Annotated in this window: 19 protein-coding genes and 4 pseudogenes; 13 read left to right on the plus strand and 10 right to left on the minus strand. The window is 59.4% G+C overall.

Features of this window, described 5'->3' with window-relative positions; translation table 11 throughout:
* Nucleotide 1: 1 nt before the first annotated feature.
* Nucleotides 2-985: a cytochrome c oxidase subunit II gene (gene coxB, locus GGD65_RS34805; RefSeq protein ID WP_245283345.1), complete on the minus strand. Its 984-nt coding sequence runs from the start codon at nucleotides 983-985 to the stop codon at nucleotides 2-4.
* Between the two features lie 113 nt (nucleotides 986-1,098).
* The gene (locus GGD65_RS40895; RefSeq protein ID WP_018322011.1) at nucleotides 1,099-1,221 is read right to left on the minus strand and encodes a hypothetical protein; all 123 of its coding nucleotides are present in this window, start codon (nucleotides 1,219-1,221) and stop codon (nucleotides 1,099-1,101) included.
* Between the two features lie 169 nt (nucleotides 1,222-1,390).
* Between GGD65_RS40895 and GGD65_RS40550 the strand changes: the two are divergent.
* The 7 genes and pseudogenes from GGD65_RS40550 (at nucleotide 1,391) to GGD65_RS34835 (ending at nucleotide 8,136) form a co-directional block, all read left to right on the plus strand.
* Nucleotides 1,391-1,857: pseudogene (locus GGD65_RS40550) on the plus strand (metallophosphoesterase family protein).
* Nucleotides 1,858-1,937: 80 nt separating this feature from the next.
* Nucleotides 1,938-2,124, plus strand: a pseudogene (locus GGD65_RS40555) (NAD(P)-dependent oxidoreductase); the annotation flags it as partial.
* A 1,176-nt stretch (nucleotides 2,125-3,300) separates the two neighbouring features.
* A complete protein-coding gene (locus GGD65_RS34815) occupies nucleotides 3,301-3,435 on the plus strand; it encodes a DUF2934 domain-containing protein (RefSeq protein ID WP_183238167.1) in 135 nt (44 codons plus the stop codon).
* A 46-nt stretch (nucleotides 3,436-3,481) separates the two neighbouring features.
* Nucleotides 3,482-4,036 (plus strand): hypothetical protein, encoded by a 555-nt coding sequence (locus GGD65_RS34820; protein WP_020508791.1) that lies wholly within the window; start codon nucleotides 3,482-3,484, stop codon nucleotides 4,034-4,036.
* A gap of 22 nt (nucleotides 4,037-4,058) precedes the next feature.
* Complete coding sequence (locus tag GGD65_RS34825) at nucleotides 4,059-5,336, plus strand: SDR family oxidoreductase (protein ID WP_183238168.1); 1,278 nt, start codon at nucleotides 4,059-4,061, stop codon at nucleotides 5,334-5,336.
* The gene (locus tag GGD65_RS34830; RefSeq protein ID WP_026202655.1) at nucleotides 5,336-5,812 is read left to right on the plus strand and encodes a DUF2269 domain-containing protein; all 477 of its coding nucleotides are present in this window, start codon (nucleotides 5,336-5,338) and stop codon (nucleotides 5,810-5,812) included. Before GGD65_RS34825 ends, GGD65_RS34830 begins: the two co-directional genes overlap by 1 nt.
* Nucleotides 5,813-6,782: 970 nt before the next feature.
* Nucleotides 6,783-8,136 (plus strand): annotated as a pseudogene (locus tag GGD65_RS34835) (IS1182 family transposase).
* 173 nt (nucleotides 8,137-8,309) lie between these two features.
* Here GGD65_RS34835 and GGD65_RS34840 read toward each other — a convergent pair.
* Nucleotides 8,310-9,620 (minus strand): adenylate/guanylate cyclase domain-containing protein, encoded by a 1,311-nt coding sequence (locus tag GGD65_RS34840; RefSeq protein ID WP_183238169.1) that lies wholly within the window; start codon nucleotides 9,618-9,620, stop codon nucleotides 8,310-8,312.
* A 289-nt stretch (nucleotides 9,621-9,909) separates the two neighbouring features.
* On the opposite strand from GGD65_RS34840, the gene GGD65_RS40560 reads away from it, so the two are divergent.
* Together GGD65_RS40560 and GGD65_RS40565 are read left to right on the plus strand one after the other, a co-directional pair.
* Nucleotides 9,910-10,332, plus strand: coding sequence for a hypothetical protein (locus GGD65_RS40560; protein WP_246783516.1), 423 nt, complete (start codon nucleotides 9,910-9,912; stop codon nucleotides 10,330-10,332).
* Nucleotides 10,286-10,588, plus strand: coding sequence for a tyrosine-type recombinase/integrase (locus GGD65_RS40565; protein ID WP_246783517.1), 303 nt, complete (start codon nucleotides 10,286-10,288; stop codon nucleotides 10,586-10,588). Before GGD65_RS40560 ends, GGD65_RS40565 begins: the two co-directional genes overlap by 47 nt.
* A gap of 28 nt (nucleotides 10,589-10,616) precedes the next feature.
* Here the strand turns inward: GGD65_RS40565 and GGD65_RS34850 are convergent, their stop codons facing one another.
* The 5 genes from GGD65_RS34850 to GGD65_RS34870 all read right to left on the minus strand — a co-directional run bounded on the left by GGD65_RS34850 (nucleotide 10,617) and on the right by GGD65_RS34870 (nucleotide 17,478).
* Complete coding sequence (locus GGD65_RS34850) at nucleotides 10,617-10,859, minus strand: DUF6894 family protein (protein ID WP_183238170.1); 243 nt, start codon at nucleotides 10,857-10,859, stop codon at nucleotides 10,617-10,619.
* A 368-nt stretch (nucleotides 10,860-11,227) separates the two neighbouring features.
* Nucleotides 11,228-11,479, minus strand: a complete 252-nt coding sequence (locus tag GGD65_RS34855; protein ID WP_183238171.1) for a hypothetical protein — start codon at nucleotides 11,477-11,479, stop codon at nucleotides 11,228-11,230.
* 731 nt (nucleotides 11,480-12,210) lie between these two features.
* Nucleotides 12,211-13,170 (minus strand): ABC transporter substrate-binding protein, encoded by a 960-nt coding sequence (locus tag GGD65_RS34860; RefSeq protein WP_018322497.1) that lies wholly within the window; start codon nucleotides 13,168-13,170, stop codon nucleotides 12,211-12,213.
* Nucleotides 13,171-13,332: 162 nt separating this feature from the next.
* The gene (locus GGD65_RS41265; RefSeq protein ID WP_084674994.1) at nucleotides 13,333-13,785 is read right to left on the minus strand and encodes a cupin domain-containing protein; all 453 of its coding nucleotides are present in this window, start codon (nucleotides 13,783-13,785) and stop codon (nucleotides 13,333-13,335) included.
* A 324-nt stretch (nucleotides 13,786-14,109) separates the two neighbouring features.
* A complete protein-coding gene (locus GGD65_RS34870) occupies nucleotides 14,110-17,478 on the minus strand; it encodes an adenylate/guanylate cyclase domain-containing protein (protein WP_183238172.1) in 3,369 nt (1,122 codons plus the stop codon).
* Nucleotides 17,479-18,178: 700 nt separating this feature from the next.
* On the opposite strand from GGD65_RS34870, the pseudogene GGD65_RS40570 reads away from it, so the two are divergent.
* Nucleotides 18,179-19,020 (plus strand): annotated as a pseudogene (locus tag GGD65_RS40570) (PhnA-like protein).
* A gap of 6 nt (nucleotides 19,021-19,026) precedes the next feature.
* Nucleotides 19,027-19,296 carry a low affinity iron permease family protein gene (locus GGD65_RS34875; RefSeq protein WP_246783518.1) on the plus strand — a complete coding sequence of 90 codons (270 nt, stop codon included), beginning with the start codon at nucleotides 19,027-19,029 and terminating at the stop codon, nucleotides 19,294-19,296.
* 139 nt (nucleotides 19,297-19,435) lie between these two features.
* On the opposite strand, the gene GGD65_RS34880 is transcribed toward GGD65_RS34875, so the two are convergent.
* A complete protein-coding gene (locus tag GGD65_RS34880) occupies nucleotides 19,436-19,936 on the minus strand; it encodes a hypothetical protein (RefSeq protein WP_183238173.1) in 501 nt (166 codons plus the stop codon).
* A 2,170-nt stretch (nucleotides 19,937-22,106) separates the two neighbouring features.
* Between GGD65_RS34880 and GGD65_RS34885 the strand changes: the two genes are divergently transcribed.
* Nucleotides 22,107-22,562 (plus strand): YidB family protein, encoded by a 456-nt coding sequence (locus tag GGD65_RS34885; RefSeq protein WP_018322502.1) that lies wholly within the window; start codon nucleotides 22,107-22,109, stop codon nucleotides 22,560-22,562.
* Nucleotides 22,563-22,603: 41 nt separating this feature from the next.
* Complete coding sequence (locus GGD65_RS34890; RefSeq protein ID WP_183238174.1) at nucleotides 22,604-22,867, plus strand: GlsB/YeaQ/YmgE family stress response membrane protein; 264 nt, start codon at nucleotides 22,604-22,606, stop codon at nucleotides 22,865-22,867.
* Between the two features lie 92 nt (nucleotides 22,868-22,959).
* On the opposite strand, the gene GGD65_RS34895 is transcribed toward GGD65_RS34890, so the two are convergent.
* Nucleotides 22,960-23,661: a hypothetical protein gene (locus tag GGD65_RS34895; protein ID WP_312017764.1), complete on the minus strand. Its 702-nt coding sequence runs from the start codon at nucleotides 23,659-23,661 to the stop codon at nucleotides 22,960-22,962.
* Nucleotides 23,662-23,683: the final 22 nt, after the last annotated feature.

Consider the following 23,683-nt stretch of genomic DNA (forward strand, 5'->3'; position numbering starts at 1 on the left):
CTCACTTGAGCTGCTCCAGATAGTGAAGGATCGCGATGAGCTCATCCGATTGCAGCGGCATCCTCGGCATCATGTTGCCGGGTTTGATGTGCTGGGGATCGGCGATCCAGGCGGCGAGGGTTGCCGATGACATCGGCAGCGTTCCGGCTGCAAGCGTTGTTCGGTTTCCGACGTGAGTGAGGTCGGGGCCGAGCTGCCCGCCGGCAAGCGTCCCGCGGACGGTATGGCAGAGCGCACAGCCTCTTCCGCGGAACAGCTGCTCGCCCTGCTTGCCGAGCGGGTCGGTCGGGCTGCTTGCGCTCTGGTTTTCGTGATCGCGCCAGCGGCCGAATTCGTCCGGCGATAGCGCGAGCACGGCGAAGGCCATGTGCGCGTGCTGAAGGCCGCAAAATTCGGCGCATTGGCCGCGATAGACGCCGGCATTTTTCGCCGTGAATTGAAGCTCGTTCTTCTGCCCGGTGATCAGATCCATCTTTCCGGTCAGGCTCGGGACCCAGAAGCTGTGGATCACATCGGCGGATTCAAGCTCGACCTTCACCGGTTGCCCGGTCGGAATGCGGACCTCGTTCGCGGTGACGAAGCTCTTGTCGGGGCTGTCGTCCTCGTATCGGACTTCCCACCACCATTGATGGCCTATAATCTTGAGGGTGAGAGCGTGCTCGTCCTTGGCGAAGACGGTGCGCTGACCGGCATAGCTGACGATCGAGAGCCCGAGCACGATGACGAGGGTTGCGAGCCCCAAGGCAAAGACGACGCGGCCGGTCGTTTGCTCAAAGGGCGCGTCCAGTGCGAGGGGTTGGTCAGCCCCGCGCTTCCGGCGCAGCATGCTCACGCAAAGCACGATCACCACGGCGATCCAGACGACGGCCGCCACGATCAGGAAGATGAAGAGGGTGTGGAGGATCTCGTCAGATTGAAGTCCCTGCGGATCGAGCACGGACTGGCGGCCGGCACATGCGGCCAGCGGCAACGTCGTAAATGGCACCAGAGCCGTTCGTATCCGGACGGGCATCGATGTTCGCCGTGCTCTCCTGTTGCAGGGCGAACCGGTCAATCCTATGAAGGTTCCTATTGCAGCGAGGCGGCTGGTCTCACAAGTCAGAAGGGCCAGCCCCTGGCTGCGATGAAGATTGCCCCGTCAGCCACGGCCATCAGCAGCAAGACAAGGACTATGGCAATCATCGCTCCGGGCTGGGCGATCGCGCGAAGGTCTTCGAACATATATCGTCCTCCGCGTTCGATCACCTTGCCATCAGCTTTTGTCGATCATCGCGGCGTTGCGTCGCTTCGGTGTTCCGGTCAAGCTGGGCGCATTCGCTACGACGCCAACTGCGAGCAAGCTGCCGTGGTTCCTAAGCGCGGGAACGCGGCGGGACGTCATGAGAGCGCTGTGATCAGAATTGGGGTGATCTCGGACACGCACGGGCTCCTACGGCCAGAAGTGGCGCCTTGCCTTAACGGAGTCGCGCATATCATTCATGCCCGCGATATCGGTGCCGGGTAGGTGCTCGAAGGGCTGCGCACGATTGCGCCTGTCACTGCGATTCGGGGGAATGTCGATACCGGCCATTGGGCGCGGGACTATCGGGATACGGAGACTGTGCGCCTCGGCCGGTACGACTTCTACATCCTGCATGATCTGAACGGGCTCGGGAGCAAACCTGCGCCTGAGGGCACCGCTGCCGTGATTTGCGGTCATTCGCACCGGGGAGCGTCAGGACGGTTGACGAGGTTCTTTATCTCAATCCCGGGGGCGCCGGGCCGCGACGCTTCAAGCTTCCGATCACGCTTGCGACGCTCGATCTAGACGAGAGCGGCGAGCTTCGACCGATCGTGCACACGCTCGGTCGGTCCTAGCGCCGACATATGGCGCTTGGACGAAGAGGTCTGACTGCGGGTCAGGAACGCTTGCCGTCGCTTCCGTCACCGGCGCAAACTCCGGAGCCGCTCCCGAGCCGATCTGGCCCCCTCATTCCGGCGACCGTGCCGGAGGACTCCGTCAAAAATTTCGGCAAGCAGGTGCCGACGCAGCGCGCCGGAAAGCCCTCCGAGCTCGCGGCGGCCTATGTGCTGCTGCCCAACCCGCTCTCGAGCTATGCGTCGGGGGCCACGTTGGCCGTCAGCCGTTCATCTGTTCCAATGCACACAGGTGCGGGGCGGCGCCCGCGTTCAGCAATCCTGGTTGCGGCTAGCAATTCAGGACGTACCGTTTCGGGATGATGTCTGTCTAGGAGTATTTTGCCCGACGCGTCAAGCTGGATTCGAAAAAACAGAAGTACGTCGCGATCGGCCGCTAATCCATTGATTCCATTGTGGGTTACTGTGCATGGGGTTATTTTCGCGCTTCTGTTGTTGCAAGCCGATCGAGGAACCGCACGGGCAGCGAACGGTTGCTTCGAACCTGCCACACGAGGTTTCCCATGGACCTGAAAGACGCGTCCGCAATGACCGAAGCATCCGGCCCTTCTGATGATCCCAGCGTTGGTAACCCCTCGGCAGCAACCGGCGCCCGGAGAGCGGAAACCCCGCGGCATGGAGCACCTGCGAAGGCAGCCACAGCGCTCATTTCCCCAGCAACTGCGGGACATCGCCATCGCGGCACCGCTCCGGTCCCTGGCCGCGGCATTGGTGTCGGCGTTATGGTCGCCCGCCGACGCCAGGCATCCGATGCATCGTCGACGATCCTGTCGCCCGCCGGGAGGCCAACCGATGCGTCTTCGATCGGTAGATGTTGTGCCGCGACCGAGCAAGCCGAGTTAGGAACATCTCTCCCGGCGACATGTTTTCGAGGCAGTCACGGGAGAACAGCATGGATCAGAACGACCACACCATCGTTCGGTCACGGCAGAACAGCGCAGTGGCTGGATGGTCGGCGCCATCTTCGTCATAGCGGTCGTCGCGGCAGTCTTCTACAATGGACGCGATGTCGGACATCAGACCACCACCACGACTCCGAACAACGCCCCGGCTCGACCTCATCCAGCAAGTGAACGCGCGCTACGCCGTTTCGAGACCGGAGCGCGACAGGCAGGAAATAAGAGCACGGGATCGCTGCAGATCATTTCCTGACCGTGCACTGGGAAGTGAGAAGCGAGGAACGCAAGCCGCGCCCGCCGCGTTCATTCAGCGAAGGAACCTCGCGGACTTGTCGTGCTTATCAGCGGAGGGGGATTCGCCCCGACGAGTGAAAAATATGGAGCTTCGGCAGCAGACGGCCCAGCCATCGCTGGCGCGAACTGTTGAAGAGGTCGCGATTAGCCGACAACCCCACGATCCCCTACAGAGTTGAAGGAGGTCGTGGTGGCCCAACCGACCGAAAAGAAAATCGAGAAGCGCACCTATGAAATATGGGAGCGGAACGGCAAACCCGAAGGCAGGGAGGAAGAATTCTTCCAGTTGGCGAACCAGGAGTTGCGAAATGAGGACAGGTCATAACCCCTCCGCACTCCAGGCAGCCTGTAGAGAGGAGAGCGCTTGCCGAATGTCTCATTTCGCAGCAGCCGAAACCATATTGCTGTACTTTGTGCTGCCCCTTTGGCTATTGGCCGGCTTTGCTGATTACCTTTGCCATCGCGCTTCTCGGATTGAGATAACGAGCGGTTATAAGGAAACTCTGCTTCATCTATTGATGTTGATCGAGCTGGCGATACCGATGCTGGCGGCGATTTTTTTGGAGATTAACGCTCTTATTATCGCGACTATGATCGCGGGCTTTGTTGCGCATCAGCTGACAGCCCTCTGGGACACAACATTCGCTAGCCATAAGCGGCTCATCACGCCCATCGAACAGCAGGTCCATAGTTTTCTTGAACTGATGCCCCTCATGGCGATGGTCATCGTGATTATCTTGAACTGGCCGCAATTCCTTAGCCTCTGGGGGATGGGGTCTGAGCCCGCACGCTACGAACTCGTCTTGAAGCGAGAGCCATTACCCTGGACCTACGTGGCTGCATTCTTATTCGCAGTCCTGCTGTTTGAAGTCCTTCCCTATATGGAGGAATTCGTTCGAGGTTTGCGATCGCGGAACAGGGCTTAGCTCCGAACGCGGAGGACCATCAATGAAGGTTGCTGTCATCGGAGGGACAGGACTATTGGGATCCGCGATTGTGGCTTACCTATCCTCGCGCGGCCATTCAATTGTTTCTATGAGTAGAAGCGTGGATTTTGGGAGTCCGAGTGCTATCTCGGTCGACCTTAACCAGGCGACGTCTCCGTCTTATTGGCTGCCCCACCTCGATGGCGTAGAAGCCGTAGTGAATTGCGCCGGGGTACTCCAAGATAGCCCAAAGGATTCCACGTCAATGGTCCATCATCAGGGCATTGCGAATCTTTTTGCCGCCTGTGAGCAACTCAAAATCCGCCGCGTCATCCATTTCTCCGCAATCGGGGTAGACCGGCAAACTCCCAGCGCGTTTTCAGAAACGAAATTATCTGGCGACAAGGCTCTGATGGGGCGTGACCTCGACTGGATCATCTTGCGGCCGTCTGTCGTGATCGGTCGGGCGGCCTATGGGGCCAGCGCGCTCATGCGAGGCTTGGCGGCCCTGCCGGCTCTGCCGGTGATGCCGAACACGGGACAGCTCCAGATCGTCCTGCTCGAGGACGTCGTGCAAACAGTGCAGCATTTTCTAGAGCCCGGTGCGCCGACACGGACAATTGTCGAACTGGTCGGCCCGCATCGCCATTCTTTCCATGAAGTCATTGCACTGATCCGCCGTTGGTACCGTTGGCCTCCGGCGCGCGAGATCCGTTTGCCGAACTTCGCTTCGAGCCTGATGTACAAATTCGGTGACATGATTTCGCTGTTGGGCTGGCGGCCTCCCGTACGAAGCACTGCCGAGCGGGAGATCAGGCGGGGCGCGGTCGGCGATCTCGAAGACATGCGGCGGCTTGGGCTGCATCCAAGAGGCCTGCCGGAGTTCTTCGCCTCCGAACCAGCTTCAGTGCAGGAACGCTGGTTTGCGCGGATGTATTTGCTCAAGCCAGCGATACTTATTGTGTTGTCTCTATTCTGGATCTCGACTGCCTTTGTCTCGCTCGGGCCGGGCTGGGGCTACGGTATGGGTCTCATGGGCGAGGGCGGCGTCGAAGGAGCGAGTGCGGCGCTCACGGTGGTCGCCGGCGCATTATCCGACCTGGTGATTGGACTCGCGATTGCCTATCGCCCAACCAGCCGGTACGGCGTCTATGCGGCCATCGCGATTTCCTTCACTTACGCGATCATCGGGACCATACTTGTGCCTCGCCTATGGGCCGACCCTCTAGGGCCGATGCTGAAAATCTGGCCGATTATCGTCCTGCATTTCGCAGCGCTAGCTGTTCTTGAAGATCGATGATGCTGTACTTCGTTCTCAAGTACTTACATATCGTCGGCGCCGCTGTCTTGCTTGGCACGGGATCCGGCATTGCATTCTTCATGCTTGCAGCTCACCTCGGCGGAAAGCCCTCCGTGATCGCGGGCGTCGCCCGAATTGTTGTGATTGCGGATTTTATCTTCACAGCCACTGCCGTCGTTGCACAGCCCGTCACAGGCTCGCTGCTTGTGCTGCACGTCGGTTACTCCTTCTGGGAAGGATGGATCGTTTGGTCGATCGTGCTGTATCTCATCACAGGGGCGCTATGGCTGCCCGTTGTTTGGATGCAAATGCGCCTTAGGGACATTGCCTCAATCGCGGCGGCAAAAGGCTCGCCTTTGCCGCCTGAATATCACCGAATTTTTTGGCTATGGTTCGCCTTCGGCATTCCAGCGTTCACTGCCGTAGCCGCTATACTCTGGCTGATGATAGCCAAACCCCAACCTGCGGTTTTTTGAAAGATGGGAGGAATTGCCGAGCTAGACTCAGGAATCGGGTATTCCTATGCCAACTTGCTGCAGCCGCCCGGACAACGCGCAGACGTAGCGAACTGGGGCATCACGACCATTGGGCCGCCCGACAACACGGCTGCCGACGAGGGACTCACCCGGTTTCTTCTCGACATTCGCCAGCTTCTCGATCGCGAGGAATAGAGCGCGACGCGCGGCAGCGGCGCCAGCCTGTTGATCGCAAAGCCTATTGAGGGGGAGGGGAGGCGGTAGGAACCAACGCGGCCGCGAAGGCTTGGCACCTCACCAAGGGGCCGGTCGAGGTACAGGATGAGCGAGGCACTGTGCGACACGCCTCTCGAGCCAGCCACCACGTGAGAAGATGACCTTTGCCTTCGGAAGGCAACGCCTTACCCGACCCAAAGCTCTTAGCTCGAAGCGGACGATCTTTGATGTCATCGCTTTTAAAATGCTCTAGCTCGCTCAAATTGGTCCATGATGGATTGGAGCAGAGTTCAAATTTCTCAATGCGTTAGAAGGCCGCGCGTGCATGACGTGTGCACCGGGAGATCAAGAAAAATCCATCGCAGGCAAGCGTCGGGGGTCCTTCGTTGGAGCTGCGCAACGTCGCAAAACGTTAGCGGATAGAGAGCGCGTGCGCAGCGCAGGCTGGCGCCCACCGCAGGGTCTACTAAGATGCCCAGCTTCGCGAGCAGCGCTCAGCGTCGGTCAATGCCGAGATGTCACGTGAGCTGTAGTGAGAAAGCAAAAACTGACGTCGAGGCTCGAGTCGCTCCCCCCTAGGCCGCGTACTCATAAATCGACCGCGTGAATCGATTTCCGCTTGTCCCCCAATAGCGGCGCGAAAGCGGACGTTGTCGGGCTTCCGAGAAGGGTCGATTTTGTTGCAAAAGTCAGTTGAGACGAGCCGGTAAGCGTGATTCCGTTGTGTTGACGCGAATCGCGATGAGGTCGATCCATGATGGGCCGTCTGAAGAGTGACCAAGGTCAACTGTTCTACGAGTTTCATCTCAGCGACGCGGTTCCCGAAGATCATCTGGTGCGGAAGATCGACGCTGCTCTCGATCTGTCGTGGCTTCGCAGCGAACTAGCTCCTCATTATTCGTCCATGGTCGCCCGTCGATCGATCCGGAGCTGATGATCCGGATGCTGATCGTGGGGTATGTCTTCGCGATCCGCTTGGAGCGACTGCTCTGCCGTGAAGTGCAGGTGAACCTCGCCTATCGGTGGTTCTGCAAGCTCGTGTCGAGGACGCTATCCCGGTCATTCGGCCTTCTCGCGGGTTCGCAATGAGTGCTTCCGCGAGGGAGATGTCGTTCGTCGCGTATTCTAACATATTGTCGAGGTGTGCATTGTGGCCGGTCTGGTTGGTGGCGAAGGTTTTGCGGTAGACGCGAGCCTGATCCAGGCAGATGCCAACAAGCAGCGCTCAATCGCGGGTCAGGATTGGCGCAGGGATCGCGATCCGGCGAGGTCAAGCCGCGCGGCTGAAGGAGTATCTGGCGACCTCGACGATACGGCGTGGGGCGCGGCCAGTGACGTTGTCCCGAAGTTCGTTTCTCTCTCCGACCCCGCAGCCCAGTGGACCGGCGCTCACAAGGGACCAGCATTCTTCTCTTACTCCGACAACTATAAGTGAAGTTCGGCGTCATCGTTGATGTCGAAGCGTCCCGTGCCATTCGCCAGGCCGAGGTCGGAGCGGCGAGGACAATGATCGAACGAACAGAGGAGCGCTTTGGTCTCAAGCCGGAGCGGCTTGTCGGGGATACTGCTTGCGGGGCTGCTCCGATGCTGAATTGGCTGGTTGAGGTATCGCGCCACATGTCCCCGTGTTCGACAAGTCGAAGCGAGATGACGGTACCTTTTCGCGCAGCGACTTCGATATGATCCGACCAGCGACGTCTACCACTGCCCGGGCGGAAAGCGGCTCGGGACGAGCGGCAACGTGCACGAGGGCAAACGCTTCTGTATCGTGCGAGCAAGCTCGACTGCGACGCATGCCCGCTTAAACCGCAGTGCTGTCCAAAAGAACCAACGCGCAAGATCCCGCGCGATATACATGAGCACGCCCGGGACGTCGCCCGGTCGTTCGCTGGCGCCGAAGGCTTCGAGACTTCGCGACGTGTCAGCGCAAGAAGATCGAGATGCGGTTTGCGCTCTTGAAGCGCATCCTGAGGCTTGGCCGGCTTCGGCTTCGTGACCCACAGGGCACCCAGGTCGAGTTTGTTCTGGCTGCCATCGCTCAAAATCTGAGGCGCCTCGCGTCGTTCGTTGCGCGACCTCCACCCGTTCATGCTCTGTGCATTGCGTAGCGTAGAAGTTGCGTTGAGAGCGTTAGGGTCGGCGGATCAAAGCCGGTCGGCCTTACCGTGCCGAAAGACATCCGTCGGTCACAGCCGACTTTTGCAACAAAATCGACCAGAAGCGGACATTGGAGTGATAGCGTCTCAGCTTCTTATGGCGCAGTCGGCGCCCGGAAACTGATTCAGGTTACAGCCGCAAATAGGCGCATCGGCTCGGCAAGACCCTTAAGCTCGGCCGGTCCCTGATCGACAAACTTGAGGCCAGCACCCGCGACTAAGTCTCTTACCGTGCTCGAGGCCAGAACTTCGCTCGCTTTCGCATGCTGAGCTACCCGGGCTGCGATGTGCACAGCAATGCCGCCCACATCGTCGCCCATCAACTCAATCTCACCGGTATGAACGCCGGCCCGTACTTCGAGATCGAGCGGCCGCACCGCGCTGACGATCCTCTGGGCGCAGCGGACAGCGCGCGCCGGGCCGTCGAACAGGGCCAGAAATCCGTCGCCTGTAGTCTTAACTTCGCGTCCGCGATGCCGCTCCAGTTCCGAACGCACCGCCGCATGATGCGCTTCGAGAGTTGAACGCCACTGCCTATCGCCCACCAACGAAGCTCTCCTTGTCGAGTCGACGATATCGGTGAACAGCACGGTCGAGAGGACGCGATCAACGTCGACGGCAGTAGCGAAAACACCCATGAATTGTCTGATCTCCTCGACAAGCCGATCCTGATCTCCTGACCATGCGAGGTGATCGCTACCCGGTAGTTCGATGTAGCGCGCCCGAGAGATTCTCTCTCCAAGCTCGCGGCCGGCGAGTGCACGTATGCGGACGTCGTCGCGCCGGTGCATGACAAGCGTAGGAACACGGATCGACGGCAGGATTGCCGTTACGTCGATCTCGCGGTTCATACGCATCAGGTTAATCACATCGGACGGGCTGGCCGCCGAGCGCTCGAACTTGGCGAAGCGCTCCATGGCCCCGGGAATTGCGGCTGCCGAGGGGGAGAAACTTGGCAGACTTTTGCCGGTACCCCAGTTGGACCGGATATCGCGCTCCAGTCCCGCAAAATCGTCAAACGGAACGGAGGAGCCAACCGTGCGCGCATACGTGCCGAACAGGATGAGACCGGCGACCCTTTCCGGGTAGGTCGCCGCGAACAGGATCGACATCGGCCCGCCCTCCGAGACACCGAACAAGTAGGCTCTCTCAGAACCCGCGGCGTCGAGGACGGCGCGGATATCGTCGATCCTTTCATCGAGATGCGGGACACCGACGCCACGATCGCTGAGACCCGTGCCGCGTTTGTCGAATCGGATCAGTCGCGAGAACGAGCCGAGGTCGTTAAGGAAACGCGCGGCGTTGGGATTCTCCCACGACAGCTCCAGATGCGATACAAAGCCCGGTGTCATGAGCAAATCCGGACCGTCCTGTCCGGATATTTGGTACGCGACGAAGACCTCGCCGCTGGTCACATAGCGCGTCTCGACAACCATGGCTTCCCGCCAGTCTGGGTCACCGGGTAGCCTACGGCTAAACGGCCACGCAGCGCAATCGAGCGGCGAGAGGCTCATGACCGTGTGGCCATGGCCCCAGGCTGCTCATGTTCGCTGAGGGTCCGCGGCGCACCTCTGCCGAAGCCTTCGGAGGCCTGCTTTGGGTCAAAATCGGTCCTGTCATCGCTCGAATTGGACGCAAGTACGTCTCCAATGATCTCGAAGCGGACGCGGGATTGGAAGGGCTCCGGGCTGAAAATGACCAGCCTCCCTAGCTGAGGAGGTCAACATGACCGATAGCCCAAGCACTATCCTCGAGACACGCTCCTTGGAACAAGGGGAAGATATCGGCGCAAAGCCGCCGCTCCGTCCGAAGCACGTCTGGTCAATCCGAATCAAGCTGCAGGTCGAAGGCCGAATGCGCGATTTGGCGCTATTCAACGTCGCCATCGACAGCAAGCTGCGCGGCTGCGACGTCGTAGCCTTGAAAGTCGATGGCCTTGCGCCGGGCGGATATGCGGCCGACCGCGCGACCGTCCGACAAAAGAAGACCGGTCGGCCAGTCAAATTTGAACTGACGGAATCAGCCCGGCAGGCAATCGATGATTACCTGCGCCAAGAACTCAGGAGAATACCTGTTCACTGGCCGTCGGTGGACTGGACATATGACGACCCGCCAGTATGCCCGACTACTATCTCACTGGATCGCTGACATCGGACTGGACCCGCACCTGTTCGGGACGCATTCCCTTCGCCGGACGAAGGCGAGCTTGATTCATCGCCGAACCGGCAACCTACGAGCCGTACAGCTCCTTCTGGGGCACACGAAGATCGAGAGTACCGTTCGATATCTCGGCATCGAGGTCGACGACGCTCTCGCGATAGCAGTGACTTCGGGGGCAGAGCAGACGTGCTCTGCGCTGCCCTCACAGACGGCTCCGGGCCAAAAGCCGAACTCACCAGACTGAGCGCCATGAACAAAAGTTCCCCTCCGTGCTATTGCTTCCTAAAGCGCTCTATTTCGACCGTGAACCTGACCCGCATGACGGGCCCTATATTATCGCGGACTTCAATGACAGCTTCGCCGGGTTTGATTGGGCGTTGCAAGCTTTCTCGGGCAGCGTCAGCCATGGCTTGGGTCGCCTCCCGCTCTACGCTGTCCATGTCGCCAAATTCCATACCTTCCTCGTCAACCACAAGGCCGTCTTGGTCTACTAGATCGAAGTAGTAGCGTGTCATTTGTCACTGCCAAGGCACCCCCACGGACAAAATAACTCAAGTTAATTCTGTTCCTGTCCCGCCAATTCACTGCGCCAGAACCAAACAGGACACCACGGGTCAATGCCCCGCCAACGACACGATGGGGACAGACCGGAAACTGGAACGAGCCGCGAGCTGCTTTCGTCGGCTTTGGGGCACAAGCTGACAACTTGGCGCAACGGCGTGAAGGGGCGCCCTGTGACAAAGGCCGAGCGCGAGACCAACATGCGCCAGATGATCCTTGAGCACATCAAGGAGTTACGCAGACTTCCTCGGTGAGTGAAGGCGAGTGAACGTGGGCTACCGGCCCCAAAGCCCCGCCGACCTTCGGTTTTGGCTTTCTCGACTCAAGGTCGGCACCAATCAGACGCTCTAGTGTTCCAACCCTTTGATTCCCGGACCGTCATCTCAACCAGAGCGACGGCATCACTAACGCCGCTCATCTGAATGTCGATCATCTTTTGGGCGACGAGACCGCAGAGGGGATCGTCCCGGTCTACCAAGTCCAGCTTTCGCAGCGCGTTCTTGAAGGCCAATTCAAGCACATGTTCTTGTTCGCGGGTAAGATCGGTGTTCTCAATCAGCCGTGAAATCGGCATGACCGTGCTCCCTGTTTGAGTAGGCGGAAGCGCAATTGGTCACCGATAGACGCCACGAACCGGGCGGTGATGGAACACACTGTTCCTCAGCCGTTTGGCAGTCAATCCCCCTAGAGTGCCAGAAGAACGATCAGGCCCTTGATCCTTCTCGGTGCAGCCGGCGTTTTGGGATTCAAGATATTCAGCGCGTGAACGATACTCTTCGGCGATCTCCAGCAAGGCGGCCTTAGCACGCTCGTCAGCTGACAGAGATGCTTGCTCGCGGGCGGCCTGTTCGAGGCGTCGGAGTTCTCGCTTTATGGAGGGAGATTACCCGGACGTGCCGCGGTCCGCATTAAAATGTGCTAAAGTGTACACACATCCCCCACTCACTCACGGCAGTGGAGGTGGGCTCGGCTTAGTCTCTCGGATCACCCAGTACAGGTGCTCAAACCACCAGCGGCATTCCGCAATGCAAGCCCGGTTTTGATCAGACAGGCGACGGCTCTCCGCGATCGCGTCGTCCGCACGTTTGAGCAGTTCGGCATCAGCTTCGTTCATGTTGGCGGGAGACTACAGCCCCATCTGGTGGACCGTCATTAACAAAGTCCATTCCATCAGGGACACCGCATCCACCGTGGAATTTCCGCTATGGTCAAAAGCTGCGGTGAGCACCCTCATCGTGTGAGGTCCGGTCTCCCTCGGAGAGCCGACGTGGTCGACAGCTCGCCCGTTGTTCGGCTCATGTCGGCCTACTCGACCACTTCGTTGGCGCGAAGAAAAAGAGAGGAGGGAATTTGGATGCCCAAAGACTTCGCTGTGGTTGAATTGATGACTAATTCAAAGGCCGTAGGCTGCTCTATAGGCAGCTCGCTCGGCCGTGCACCATTTAAGATGAGTGCCGCGTAGGCGCCGGCTTTTTGTAGCGCTCCGGCTAGGCTGGGGCCGTAGCTCATCAGGCCGCCGACCGCACAAAACTCGCGAAATTCGTAAGTCGCCGGGAGCGAATGACGCTTGGCCAATGCGACGATTTGCATGCGCTGGCCGAAAAAGCCCGCATCATTGCCGACAAGCACTGCACCGACCTGAGCCCTGACAAGCTGCGCAAATGCGGATTCGAGGTCATCCGGACTGCGCGCTTTGGCGACCTCCAAGGACCGCCCCGTGGAACGCGCAATCTGTTCGATTTCCACCAGCAACTCCTTATTGTCAGGGTTTATCAAGAGACCTACGGTCGCGTTCGGTGGGAGGAGTTCCCGGATTAATTCAAGCCGCTTGAGTGTGAGCGTTGCCGTCTGCATGGATACGCCGGTGGCATTCCCTCCGGGGCGAGCGAAGCTTTTCGCGAGCCCGATCTTCACGGGGTCGGACGCAATGATGAAGACTATGGGAATGGTTGAGGTGGCGCGCCTTACAGCGAGAGCAACCACATTGCCTGGTGCCACGATCAAGCTTGGGTTCAGGCTTACGAGTTCTTTTGCAAGCTCAGCAAGCTTGTCGTGATTTCCTTCGGCCCATCGGGCCGCTTTCGTAACGTTTCTGCCGAACACATATCCTCGGTCCGCAAGACTTCTGTCGAACGCCTCAATATCAGAGCCTGGCGAATTCATTGACAGCATACCGATGACAGGCATCGCCGCCTGTTGTGCCCGCGCACTGAGTGGCCACGTTGCCGCTGCACTAAGAAACGCGATGAAGTGGCGCCGCCGCATGAAACCCTCCGTAGGAAACGCTTCATCGTCGTAGGAAGCCTGACAAACTCTAAAACCGTGCGGCGAGGATCAGAGGAGCCGCCGCGACCCAATGCCCGCTTAGGGGCAAGGCTGCCTTTGCGAATAGGTTGGCGCGACGTCCGCTATAAGATAGCCGCCTAGCTATTGCAGCACTATAGTCGCGGCTGGTGAGCGCCAGACTTGTTCAAGGAGCATTGGTTTGGAGGGCTGGCCTTTGTTGCCGTAATGGAAACCGAGAGCCTTCGCTGGCTGCCTCGAGCTCACGTTTCTAAAGTTGTGGACCTCGCCCGGCATCTCCGCGTATGCTTCGCCTACCTTGAAGGTCTGCGGCGGCTTTCCATCAACTTCGTAGACAACCGCACCTTCAAGTACATACACGAATCTCGGCGTTGGGTGCGAATGTCGGCCGGTAGCGGAGTTCGGCGGAATGTCAGTAACCCAGACGTTTATGCGCTTGCCCTCCATTTCTGGAAGGGCAGTCTTGAGAAGGTCGGTCCGCTTAATCGTTGCTGGCTGTTGTCCGAATGTAATCTGATCGCCGATTACAAACAAAGCTGTCCCAAGGATCGTCCCAGACAAAATGGCTCGCCACATAGCGGGACTCCCATTGCATAGGCGGGCGGAGCGGCTCGCGACCGTAAAAGTCTAGGATGCGAACACAGCTTCGCCAAGTCTCCTTCGGGTCGCGAGCGTCGATTTGGCCGCGTCCTCACCACGTCCGGTCTGCGTCGGCTGCTGACGTGGCGGGCACGGTGGCGATCTTCGCCCTCGAACCAGAAGCAGACGCGCAGTTCCGCTCTCGAACCACCACTTGGCCCTGCTCCGGGCAGTTTGATGCACAACCTTGCGCGTGAGGAGTGAAGGTATTGAGATGCCCTGTCTGGCATCTTCAGAGACGAGCTCGGAGATAGCTTGGTGCTAGGTGCAGAGTTCTTCTAACAGTGCCTTGCTGTCCTTCAAGTCGCGAACATCGAAGCCCTCGTCGAACCAATCGTAGACCGGGGCGAGAAGGTCGCGTGCTTCATCACCCTTGCCCTGGCGGCGCCAGAGCCGGGCGAGAGTGACGGCAGAGCGGACCTCCCAGAGTTTCGCCTCCTGTTGGCGAGCAATAGCAATGGAGCGTCGAAACTCGGTCTCAGCCTCGGCCTCGGCGTCCGGCCGAGCCGTCAGCATCAAGTCGCCTCGTCGCCGATGCAGCTCGGCCTCGAACCATCGCACCCCCAATTTCTGCGTTAGTACTAAGGCGTCGGAGAGTTGACCGAGGCCGGTTTCAAATCGTGCTCTCTTTGCCTCGGCTGCCGCGAGCTGCGCAAGGTAGAACGGAAGAGTCCATGCTGCGCCGGACGCCTGGAATCCCTCGATACCGTGTCGCAGTAAGTCCACCCCGGCCTCGGCGTCGCCGGCTTCGGCCAGCGTCCAACCGCGATAGGCGGTCCCCATCGCGAGAAAGAAAGCAAAGCGCTGCTCCGAGGTTAGCGCAACTAGCTCCTCTGCCAGTTGCGCGACCATACCCGCGTCATCGAGGACGAAATGCAACCGGCAAGCGACGCTCAGCGCGAAGGCAAGGCTGATCGGATGGGACGACCCGCGCGCCTCCGAGATTGCCTCACTGCTCTGAACAAGCGCCTGATCGGGAAATCCAAGAAGGCTATAGGTTAGCGAGAGGAACGAAAGCATCGCCACGCGGGCGTTTTCTGCGAACAGTGCCGTCAAAGAGCGCTGCTGCGACGGATCGTAAAGGGCAAGCCCCCGCTCGAGATGGACGCGCGCCAAGGCCAATTGCCCGCGATGAAGGCAGCTGTCGCCGACAGCCCGATGACCGGCGACAAGAATGGCCGCATCGTTCTGTCGTCCGGCCAAATCTAGCAGTTCCTCAGCGATGCGATGCGATCGGTCCGTTTCGCCCCGCACATGATAGTGCACGAACTGCCCCCAAAGCGTCTTGAGCAGGTTCGGCCTGTCGTTCAGTAACTCGCAAAGGCGGCGAGCCCGGGCATAAGCCTTGCCGGTCTCTTCGGCCGCATGTCCCTTCGCAGCGATCAGTGCGCCGCCGAGTGCGAGCTGGAGGTCGGCTTCGATGCCTTGGCGTCCGGCGGTATCGGGCAGATGGGATAGCAGATCGAGCGCTTTTCGCATCTGCGCGATTGCTTCTGTCATTGCCGATCGAGCTTTTGAGCGCTCACCGGCTTCCTGCCAATACGACACTGCCTTTTCGATCAGACCTGCATGCGTGCAATGATGGGCTAGGATCTCCGGTCGCTCTTGAATGCCCTTATAGAGCCTCTCCTCAAGCGCGTCCACAATTCGTGCGTGCAGCTCGCGGCGTTGGCTGCGCAACAGCGTGCCGTACGCCGCATCTTGGATCAGTGCGTGTTTGAACAAGAAATTGGCGTCGGGCGGTTCGCCACGCCCAAACATGAGCTCGGCATTGATTAGCCGATCAAGTGCAGCCTGCAGCTCATTGTCGCATCGCTGTACAACGGCGGCAAGCAGGTCGTAGGAGAACTCGCGGCCGATGGCCGCGCCGATCTGCGCCACTTCCTTGGCTATCGGACCGACCCGGTCGAGCCGCGCCATCAATGAAGCATGGAGCGTGGCCGGCACAGCAAGTCCGGGTAGCGGCGCGAAGGAGATGGCTCGCGGGATCCCCTCGTTGCTTGTCTCGAGCACCGCTTTGGTCAATTCCTCAACGAACAACGGCACGCCATCCGTTCGTTCAGCAATCTCATTAACAATTTCGGTCGGCAACGTCCGGCTACCGGCCACGCTTCGGATCAGCGTGGCACCTGCTTTCTGGTCCAGCCGGTTCATCACAAGCAAACTGACGTGCGGCTTTCCGCTCCATACCAGCTGGAGCTCGGGGCGGTAGGTGATCAGGACCAAAACTGGTAAGCTTGCTACGCGATCGACCGTCCGGTCCAGCAGCTCGCGCGAGCTCGGATCGATCCACTGCATGTCCTCGAACACGACCATGACTGGGTGTTTTTCTGCAAGAACTTCAAGCTGGCGGACCAGAGCGGCGAAGCTTCTCTCCTTCTTTTGTTGCGGCGTAGCAGCAACCGGCAGATACAGGTCACCGCTGGGAATCGACAGCAACTCGGCCAGGATCGCCACGTCCTCGTCGGACGGCAATGCCGGGGACAGTAGCAGCCGGAGCTTTTTGAGCTTCACAGTTGGCGCGTCCTCACGATCGAAACCAGCAGCTCGCTGGAGTTGTGCGGTGAAGGGATAGAGCGCACTTTCCTGATGGTGAGGCGAGCAGAAATATCGCAAGAAGGTGTGCGGCTCGCGCTCGATACGCTCCTGGAGAGCCGCAACGAGGCGCGACTTGCCAATGCCAGCCTCGCCGACGAGCAGCACTACTTGGCCGCTATCCGCCTTCGCAAGATCCCAGCTCCGCTCCAGTCGCGCGAGTTCTTCCTCACGCCCTACCAGCGGAGCGAGCATCGAAGGGTGCAACGCCTCGAAGCGGCTTTCTGCCGTTCCCTCATGAAGCACCCGCCAGGCTTGCACCGGGGCGGCAAAGCCTTTCAGAGTCACCGCGCCGAGGTTTTCATAGTCAAAAAGCCCGCCGATGAGCCGTCGCGTGTCCTCAGCGATGACCACGCCATCTGGTTCAGCGAGCGCCTGCAGCCTAGCAGCAAGGTTCGGCGTCTCGCCAAGGACCGCCTGTGTTTCTGCAGCCTCGCTGCCGATAAGATCACCTACGATGACGAGACCAGTCGCGAGTCCAAGACGAACCCGCAGCTCGAACTCGGGCGGCCCTCCAGGCGAATGCCTGGTCGCGGCGATCTCAAGCGCAGCGCGCACGCTGCGTTCGGCATCGTCCTCATGCGCTGAGGGATGGCCGAAGAGGATGAGCATGCCATCTCCTATGTAGCGGCTGATGGTTCCGCCGTATTTGCGGACGACCGCCGCTACGCTATCGCGGTACTTGGCGATTATGTCCCGTAGATCTTCTGGGTCGAGCTTCGTCGCAAGCGCTGTCGAGCCGACAAGGTCGCAGAACATAACTGTGAGCTGGCGGCGCTCGGCGGAAGAACTTGGTACGGGTGATAAGCTCGAACGCTCGGTGACCCGTGACGTTATCGAGGTCGATGCGCCGGCAGCCGCCGTGACTTGCGGCAGTACTGTTGGCGTGAGCGCCGCACCGCAGTCACCACAGAAGTTCTTTCCTTTCGGATTGTCGGCTCCGCACGCGGGGCAGCGAAAGGATAGCGCCGCGCCGCAATCGCCGCAGACCTTCTTTCCCTCTAGGTTGAATCTGCCGCACTTCGGGCAATCCATGCCGCACCCAATCGAGCTTCGACCAATATGAGGTCGCGTCGGTCCGTGGGCGCCCCTTCAGAGCGCTCTCGACGATACTCTTCAGCTGCCTACCAAGCACCAAGAATGATCAAGTCACAACGGTCAGAAAGGAGATAGAGGCGATCGTCACAAGGACAATGAGCCAGCCGGGTGTCATCGTTGCCTCCCGAGCGTTCGTCTCGAAAGCTTAAGCTCGCAGGCACCACAAAATTATGAACTAGCTAACACTCTGCAGTTGAAGCCCATTTTCAATCTTAGAAAGCGACCACAGCCTGACACGACCGAAACGCGAGAATGGTGCCGCAGCAAATGCCTGCATTTGCGGGCAGTCGACTGACCACCGCCTCCAGAGTCGATGAAAGGATCTCTCGCACGCCAGCACCGCGAGCTTTTGCAGATATGAATTTGGAAAAGAGCAACTCTTGGGCGCGAAGCTCACCGATCGGCCGACTAGGCATTTGCCATAGGACCAAGAAGCGACCCAAGAGTAGAAGTGTGGTGCTCAGGGAAAATGTCTTGGCTCCAATTAGGAACGTCATGATGAAGTGCCGGCTTAGCGTATGAACCCCTCCTTCATAGGTGGACAACCATGGCTTACCCAACCGAAGCGCCTCGCCAGAATCATCGATCTCCTCCGCAGAGGAGTGAAGTCGCTCCTGCCGACGACATACGCACGATCATGCTGAATCAGGTGGCTTGGGGCGCTGTTTTCGCAGGGGCCGTAATCGGGCTAGTCATGCAGATTATCCTCAATATGGTCGGGCTGGGCGTAGGTCTATCGACGATGGATATCGCTCAAGGCGACGCGCCTAGCGCGGGCTCAATGTCGGTCGGTGCTGGGATTTGGTTTGTCGTCTCGGGAATAGTCGCCGCTGCGCTCGGCGGGTACGTAGCTGGCCGGCTTCCGGCAAAGCATCGCAATCGACGACGGCTTATCACGGTCTAATTTCTTGGGCGGTCTCGACGCTCACTGTGGTCTATCTTCTCTCGTCGGCTGCGTCTGGCATGATCGGTGGCGCCGTCAGCACGGCGTCCTCGGCTCTTGGTGGAGCAGGTAAGGCATCTAGGCGGAACAGTGCAGACTGTAGCTCAGACCGCAGCGCCCTCTCTGAATAACGTTGCCGACCCGATGGCAGCCATCGAAAGCAAAGTGCGAAGCGCGTCCGGCGGCCGGGATCCTGCAGCACTTCGTGACGCCGCGATGACAGCTGTTCGAGCGGCACTAACTGGCGACCCTGCGCACAGGCTGCTGCGAACGATAAGGCGGCGGACGCCTTAGCCAAGCCGCAGAACATCTCTCAAGACGAGGCGAAAGGTCAGATCGCTCAGTATCAGCAGCAGTACAAGGAGACGGTAGCGACGACCAAAGAACAGGCAAAGCAGGCGGCCGACACCGCGGCGAAGCGTGTATCGCAGGGCGCCTTATTCGGTGCCCTTGCCCTCCTTCTGGGCGCGCTGGCTGCATTTTTGGGTGGTCGAGCGAGCGCTGTGACTCCGGCTGTTTCGGTCAGAACAACCTAAGGCGAGATGACCACGTTGGCATTACAGAAGGTCCGGGGCTGGCTTACGGATCTCGGCGTTCTCGCCTCGCGTCCCGCCGCATTCGCTATCGTTGTCGTGTACAGACTACTTTGGACTTTCGTTGGCCGTGGGCTCGGGTGGCACGATCTGGCGACGCTTTCGACGTGGGGGATGACCTTGGTGATTCAGCGAGCTGAGCACCGCGACACGCAAGCTCTTCATGCAAAGTTAGACGAACTGTTGAGAACAACGGGGACGCGAAGAACTCACTCATGACCCTCGACAACAAGGACGCCGAGGAAGTCGAGCAAGAACGGGCGGCTCAGTTCCGTTCCTGATGGGAGAAGCCCAACATATGCGCCAGCTTGCGAGCCGCCACTGGTCCCATTGACTGGGTTGCCCCGCCGGAGGCCACTTAGCTTGGCAGTTTGAGTGCGCTGGAAATCTCAGCCACGGTCGCCTTCTCGGCGTCGCTGACAGCTACACCTCCAATACCCAAAAATCCGCCCTCGCTGGACGCCTCGGCAACGCTTTGGCTGATCTGACGCAACCAGTTCTTGAAAGCCACGGCGTCGCCGGGGGACTTCGCAGCGAGAATGCCGTCAACTTTCCGTAAAATTTGGATACAGGCGTTCTTCACTTCGGCAGGTTTTTTACCGCTCAGTTTTTCCTTCAGGCCATCTCGGGACGCGGTCCGGCCCTCACTTGTTGCAAAGTCATCGACAACGGCCTTGATGAGCGTGTTCGAACCAGTGTCCATTTTGGCTTTCGCGAGTAGCGTGCCGCTCGCAAAACTTTCTTGGAGTAGACCCCAGAGGCCACTTGGCTCGGCGGCGCTGACGGCGAGTCCCGGAGCCATCACGCTTTCCAAAAGGGTTTTCCATTCGTCGGATGTGAAGGTTGATTTGTCAGCCATGCCCATCTCCTTGCTCTTTGGATCAATCTTCCAGAAGCTGAAAACGCGCCGCAACCGCCATAGTTGCTTGTTGGGTATCGGCGCAACGAGCGATTCGCGCCCGCCTTTACGCCTGGCAATAGAGGTCTCGCCGATCTCAGTTCCTAAGCACATCGGCCGCGCTGGGAACACTTGGCGTAGGCGAAAGGAACGATCCTCTGGGGTGCTAAGTTTTTGCCCCGCCCGACGGGAAGTAGCACTCGGAAGCGGGAATTTTGCTGAGCACTACGATGTTGGATTGCCGCGGGGTCAGCGTTCAAGCAACAGGCCACCCATGCGTTCTCGAACTAAGGCGTTGCCCAAGAATTCGCCTTGCAATTGTGCCCGTCTAGGGTCGTAATGCTAAGATTGTTTGAGAATATAATTCAGTCCTGTTGTGTTGAGGTTGTGATGAGTATTTCCGGTCGGATCTTCGATGCCGCTGTTGCTCTGCACCAACGTAGCGTATTTCTCGAACGTCAAATTTCTGAATTGGTTGACCTGCGAAACCGATTAGCGCACGCCCAGTTGCGCCGTTCCCGGTCAAGGTCGGGGCGTTTAGTTTCCAGTAAACTAGGTCGGCGCCGTAAGTGTAGGTAGGGCCTTCCGGGTAACAAACCCCGAGTTGCCAATTGCCCTTCATAGCCTCAATCTATGGGCAATTCGTGAGTCGCGGGGATTCATGGTACGGAAGGCATTTGAGACGATGTCTCTCGATGAGCTGTGGCGACTCCACACGGCCGTCAATGACATTCTCGCCGCTAGACTCGTGGCTAAAAAGGAAGAGCTTGAACGACGATTGGGGCTGCTCAACCGGGAAGATAAGCCGCCCAATTTATAAGATGCTTAGATTTCCTGACCATTCACGCTGACTAGCCCCCGCGCTTCGGCCGTCGGCGTCGCTGCACTAATTAGGATTGGCGCAACGATAGCTCCTTCTAATCCTTGACTGGAGCGTTGAGCAGGCGACCGCCCAGCGCCGCTGGTTGAGCCGTGTTGTTGAGCGCACCCCTTGCAGTACGCGATAGTTGCAGGCCCAAGTCGGGCGGCAGTGGGTATCGACATGCGCAGCCGACGTCTTCGCCTCGGAGATGTTTCGAACCCCTGGTGGGCGAACCCTCGAATTTGACGTCGGCATGAACCTGGACGGCACGTTGAGGCCGTGCGCAACCGGCTATTGTCTGCCGCCTCCACCGAAGAGGTGCTGGCGCTGAAGTCGACGCCCGCCGGCGGTCGTCGGACCTCGGCTGCGTCGATGGACGGTACGAGAAATGCGACCCAGTGGAGCGCGGCGCGATTAGGCGATGGTCCGCTTGGCCCTTTTAGCGGCTTTCCAACGAGGCGCTGTTCAGGTCAGCTTGGGGCCACAAACGGAAGTTGCCTTGTCAATCATTCGATGGCGCCTGGCGAGACCGGAGCCATGCCCGGTCTGAGCGTTGACACGCTACTGGCCACGCGCCTGTGATCACCGAAAACAACCGCGCGGGGTGTTATTGCACGTGGATCAACACCGCTTGTGCTTGTTCGACTTTGACTGTCAGGTATCCGCGAGTTCCGACATATCGCCACGGTCGTCCGAGGCAAGTCCGTGGAGGCGAACAACCGGATCATACGGTCCCGCAAAGCTTCCTTCTGCAGCAACACGAAGATGGCGACCACCACCATGATGCCGAACGTGGCGAATGGTGACAGGACGGGAGACAGAGATTTCTCCAGCAGCGCTAACGGGTTTGTGGGCTGGCTGCCGGGCGCTGCCTGCTCGCGAGCGGGAGAGTCGACCTTGGGCGCCGAAGGCGGCGCGGTCGCGGCTTGCCCGGGCTTCGCATTATACCCCAGGTGCTCAAGCATGCCTGACATCTTGTCCAAGGCAAACTCCCGCACGGTCAATACCTTCTTCCCGATTGTCGCCGCATACTCCGGGGCATGACGGGCAATTGTGCGACCTGGAATCCAATGATGGTGCCGAGATAGCGATGATCCCGATCGCAAGGAGGACGGCGATGAGAACCGATGGGATTCGGCCAAGCCGCAACCGCCGAGGAAGTTCACCAGAGGAGACAGGACGAAAGATAGAAGAACCGCGACGGGTCGGCGCATAGGAACACAGCTGTCTCCTCCGAGTTCGAGTGTTTAACCTGTTGAGGAGCCTAAGATGAGCCGCGGAATGCCCTCCATGACCGCACTTCTCGGAATGCTGGCAATCGCCGGGTATCAGAATCGAGACAAGCTGGCGGAGCTGCTCAAAGGTCCGGGCGCTGGATCGCTTGAGCCGGCCAACGCCCAGCAACCGCTCGGCGGCCTACTCGGAAATCTTACAGGTATGTTGAGCGGCGCAGGCGTCGGGGGCCTGCTTCAAGGAGGAATTGGCGAACTCTTGGAGAAGTTCAACCAAAATGGCCATGGAGACGAGGCCAGGTCTTGGGTCGGCTCTGGGCCGAACAAGGAGATCTCGCCGCCGCAGCTCCGGGAAGCAATTGGGCCCGAGGTGTTGGAGAAGCTCGAGAAGGAGACCGGGCTTTCTCAAGAGGAAATTCTCGCAAGGTTGTCGCGCGAGCTGCCCCAGGCAATCGACAAGTACACGCCGGATGGGCGTTTACCGACCTCCTAGCGACCGAATTGTCGCCGCTTTCTATTAAGGAGGAGCAGAGCATGAGCATTATCTGGACGATAATTATCGGCTTTGTTGCGGGAGTCATCGCGAAATTCATCATGCCGGGCGACAACGAACCCTCCGGGTTCATCCTGACGACCATCCTCGGCATCGTCGGCGCCTTCGCTGCAACCTACCTTGGCCAAGCTCTTGGCTGGTACCGTCCAGGAGAGGGTGCCGGACTCATTGGTGCCGTGGTCGGCGCCATCATCGTGCTCTATGTGTATGGCCTCTTCGCCGAGCGACAAAGGCGCGCGATTTGAGATGAAAGTCAGGCTGCTGGCTGAGCGAACATTTTGTCTGATCAGATACCAGGAGCGCGACGTCGTCAGCGCGCTCCTGCTATCTATATCACTCATGAGGGAGACTTCACCTCGCTCCGCGCTGCGGCGGCAGCATCCATGCCGGCTTGCTTGAGCCGGTCCACAACTTCGGCCCCGGTGTCGCTGATCTCTGCGATGACGCTGTCCGAAGCTTCCCGGACGGCCTGCGAGACCGCACCGGCGCGCCGATTCAGGTCGGCCTTCACATCGTCGCTGACCTCGCCGATATATCTGTTTTCGAGCTCGGACGCGCGAAATGCGCCGGCAACCGCTGCACCGATCGCGACACCCACGACGCCGAGCACGAGGGGTTGCCGTTCAAGCATATCTGCAAGCGACGATTTCGCGCTGTTGATGGTTTGTCTGTCCGGGGACGAACTGGCGAGCTTGCTGAATTGCTCCTTCGCGAAGGCGACGCCCTCGTCGAAGCGGTCGCGGATGTTGTCGGCAGCTCCCGACACAGCGTCGGAAGTTGCAGCGGTCGCGCCACGAAACGTGTCTCCGATCCCCATCGAACTGTCGTCGTCCATTTCAGGTGCTGTCGGAGGCGCCACGGTCTGCTTGACGGCGGATGCCGCCGACCTGAGGCCACTCGTTCCAACGTCGGCGGCGGATGCAACGGCCTCCGTCGCCGATCGCGCCGCACTTTTCAGGCTCTGGTCGCCGGCGAGCAACCAGAGCGCGCCGCCCCCGATCAGTGCGGCGGCAACAGGGTTTTCCCCGGCGGCGGTCACCAAACTGTCCATAAAGCTGGTT

Source organism: Bradyrhizobium sp. CIR18 (assembly GCF_014198295.1).
Lineage (GTDB): Bacteria > Pseudomonadota > Alphaproteobacteria > Rhizobiales > Xanthobacteraceae > Bradyrhizobium.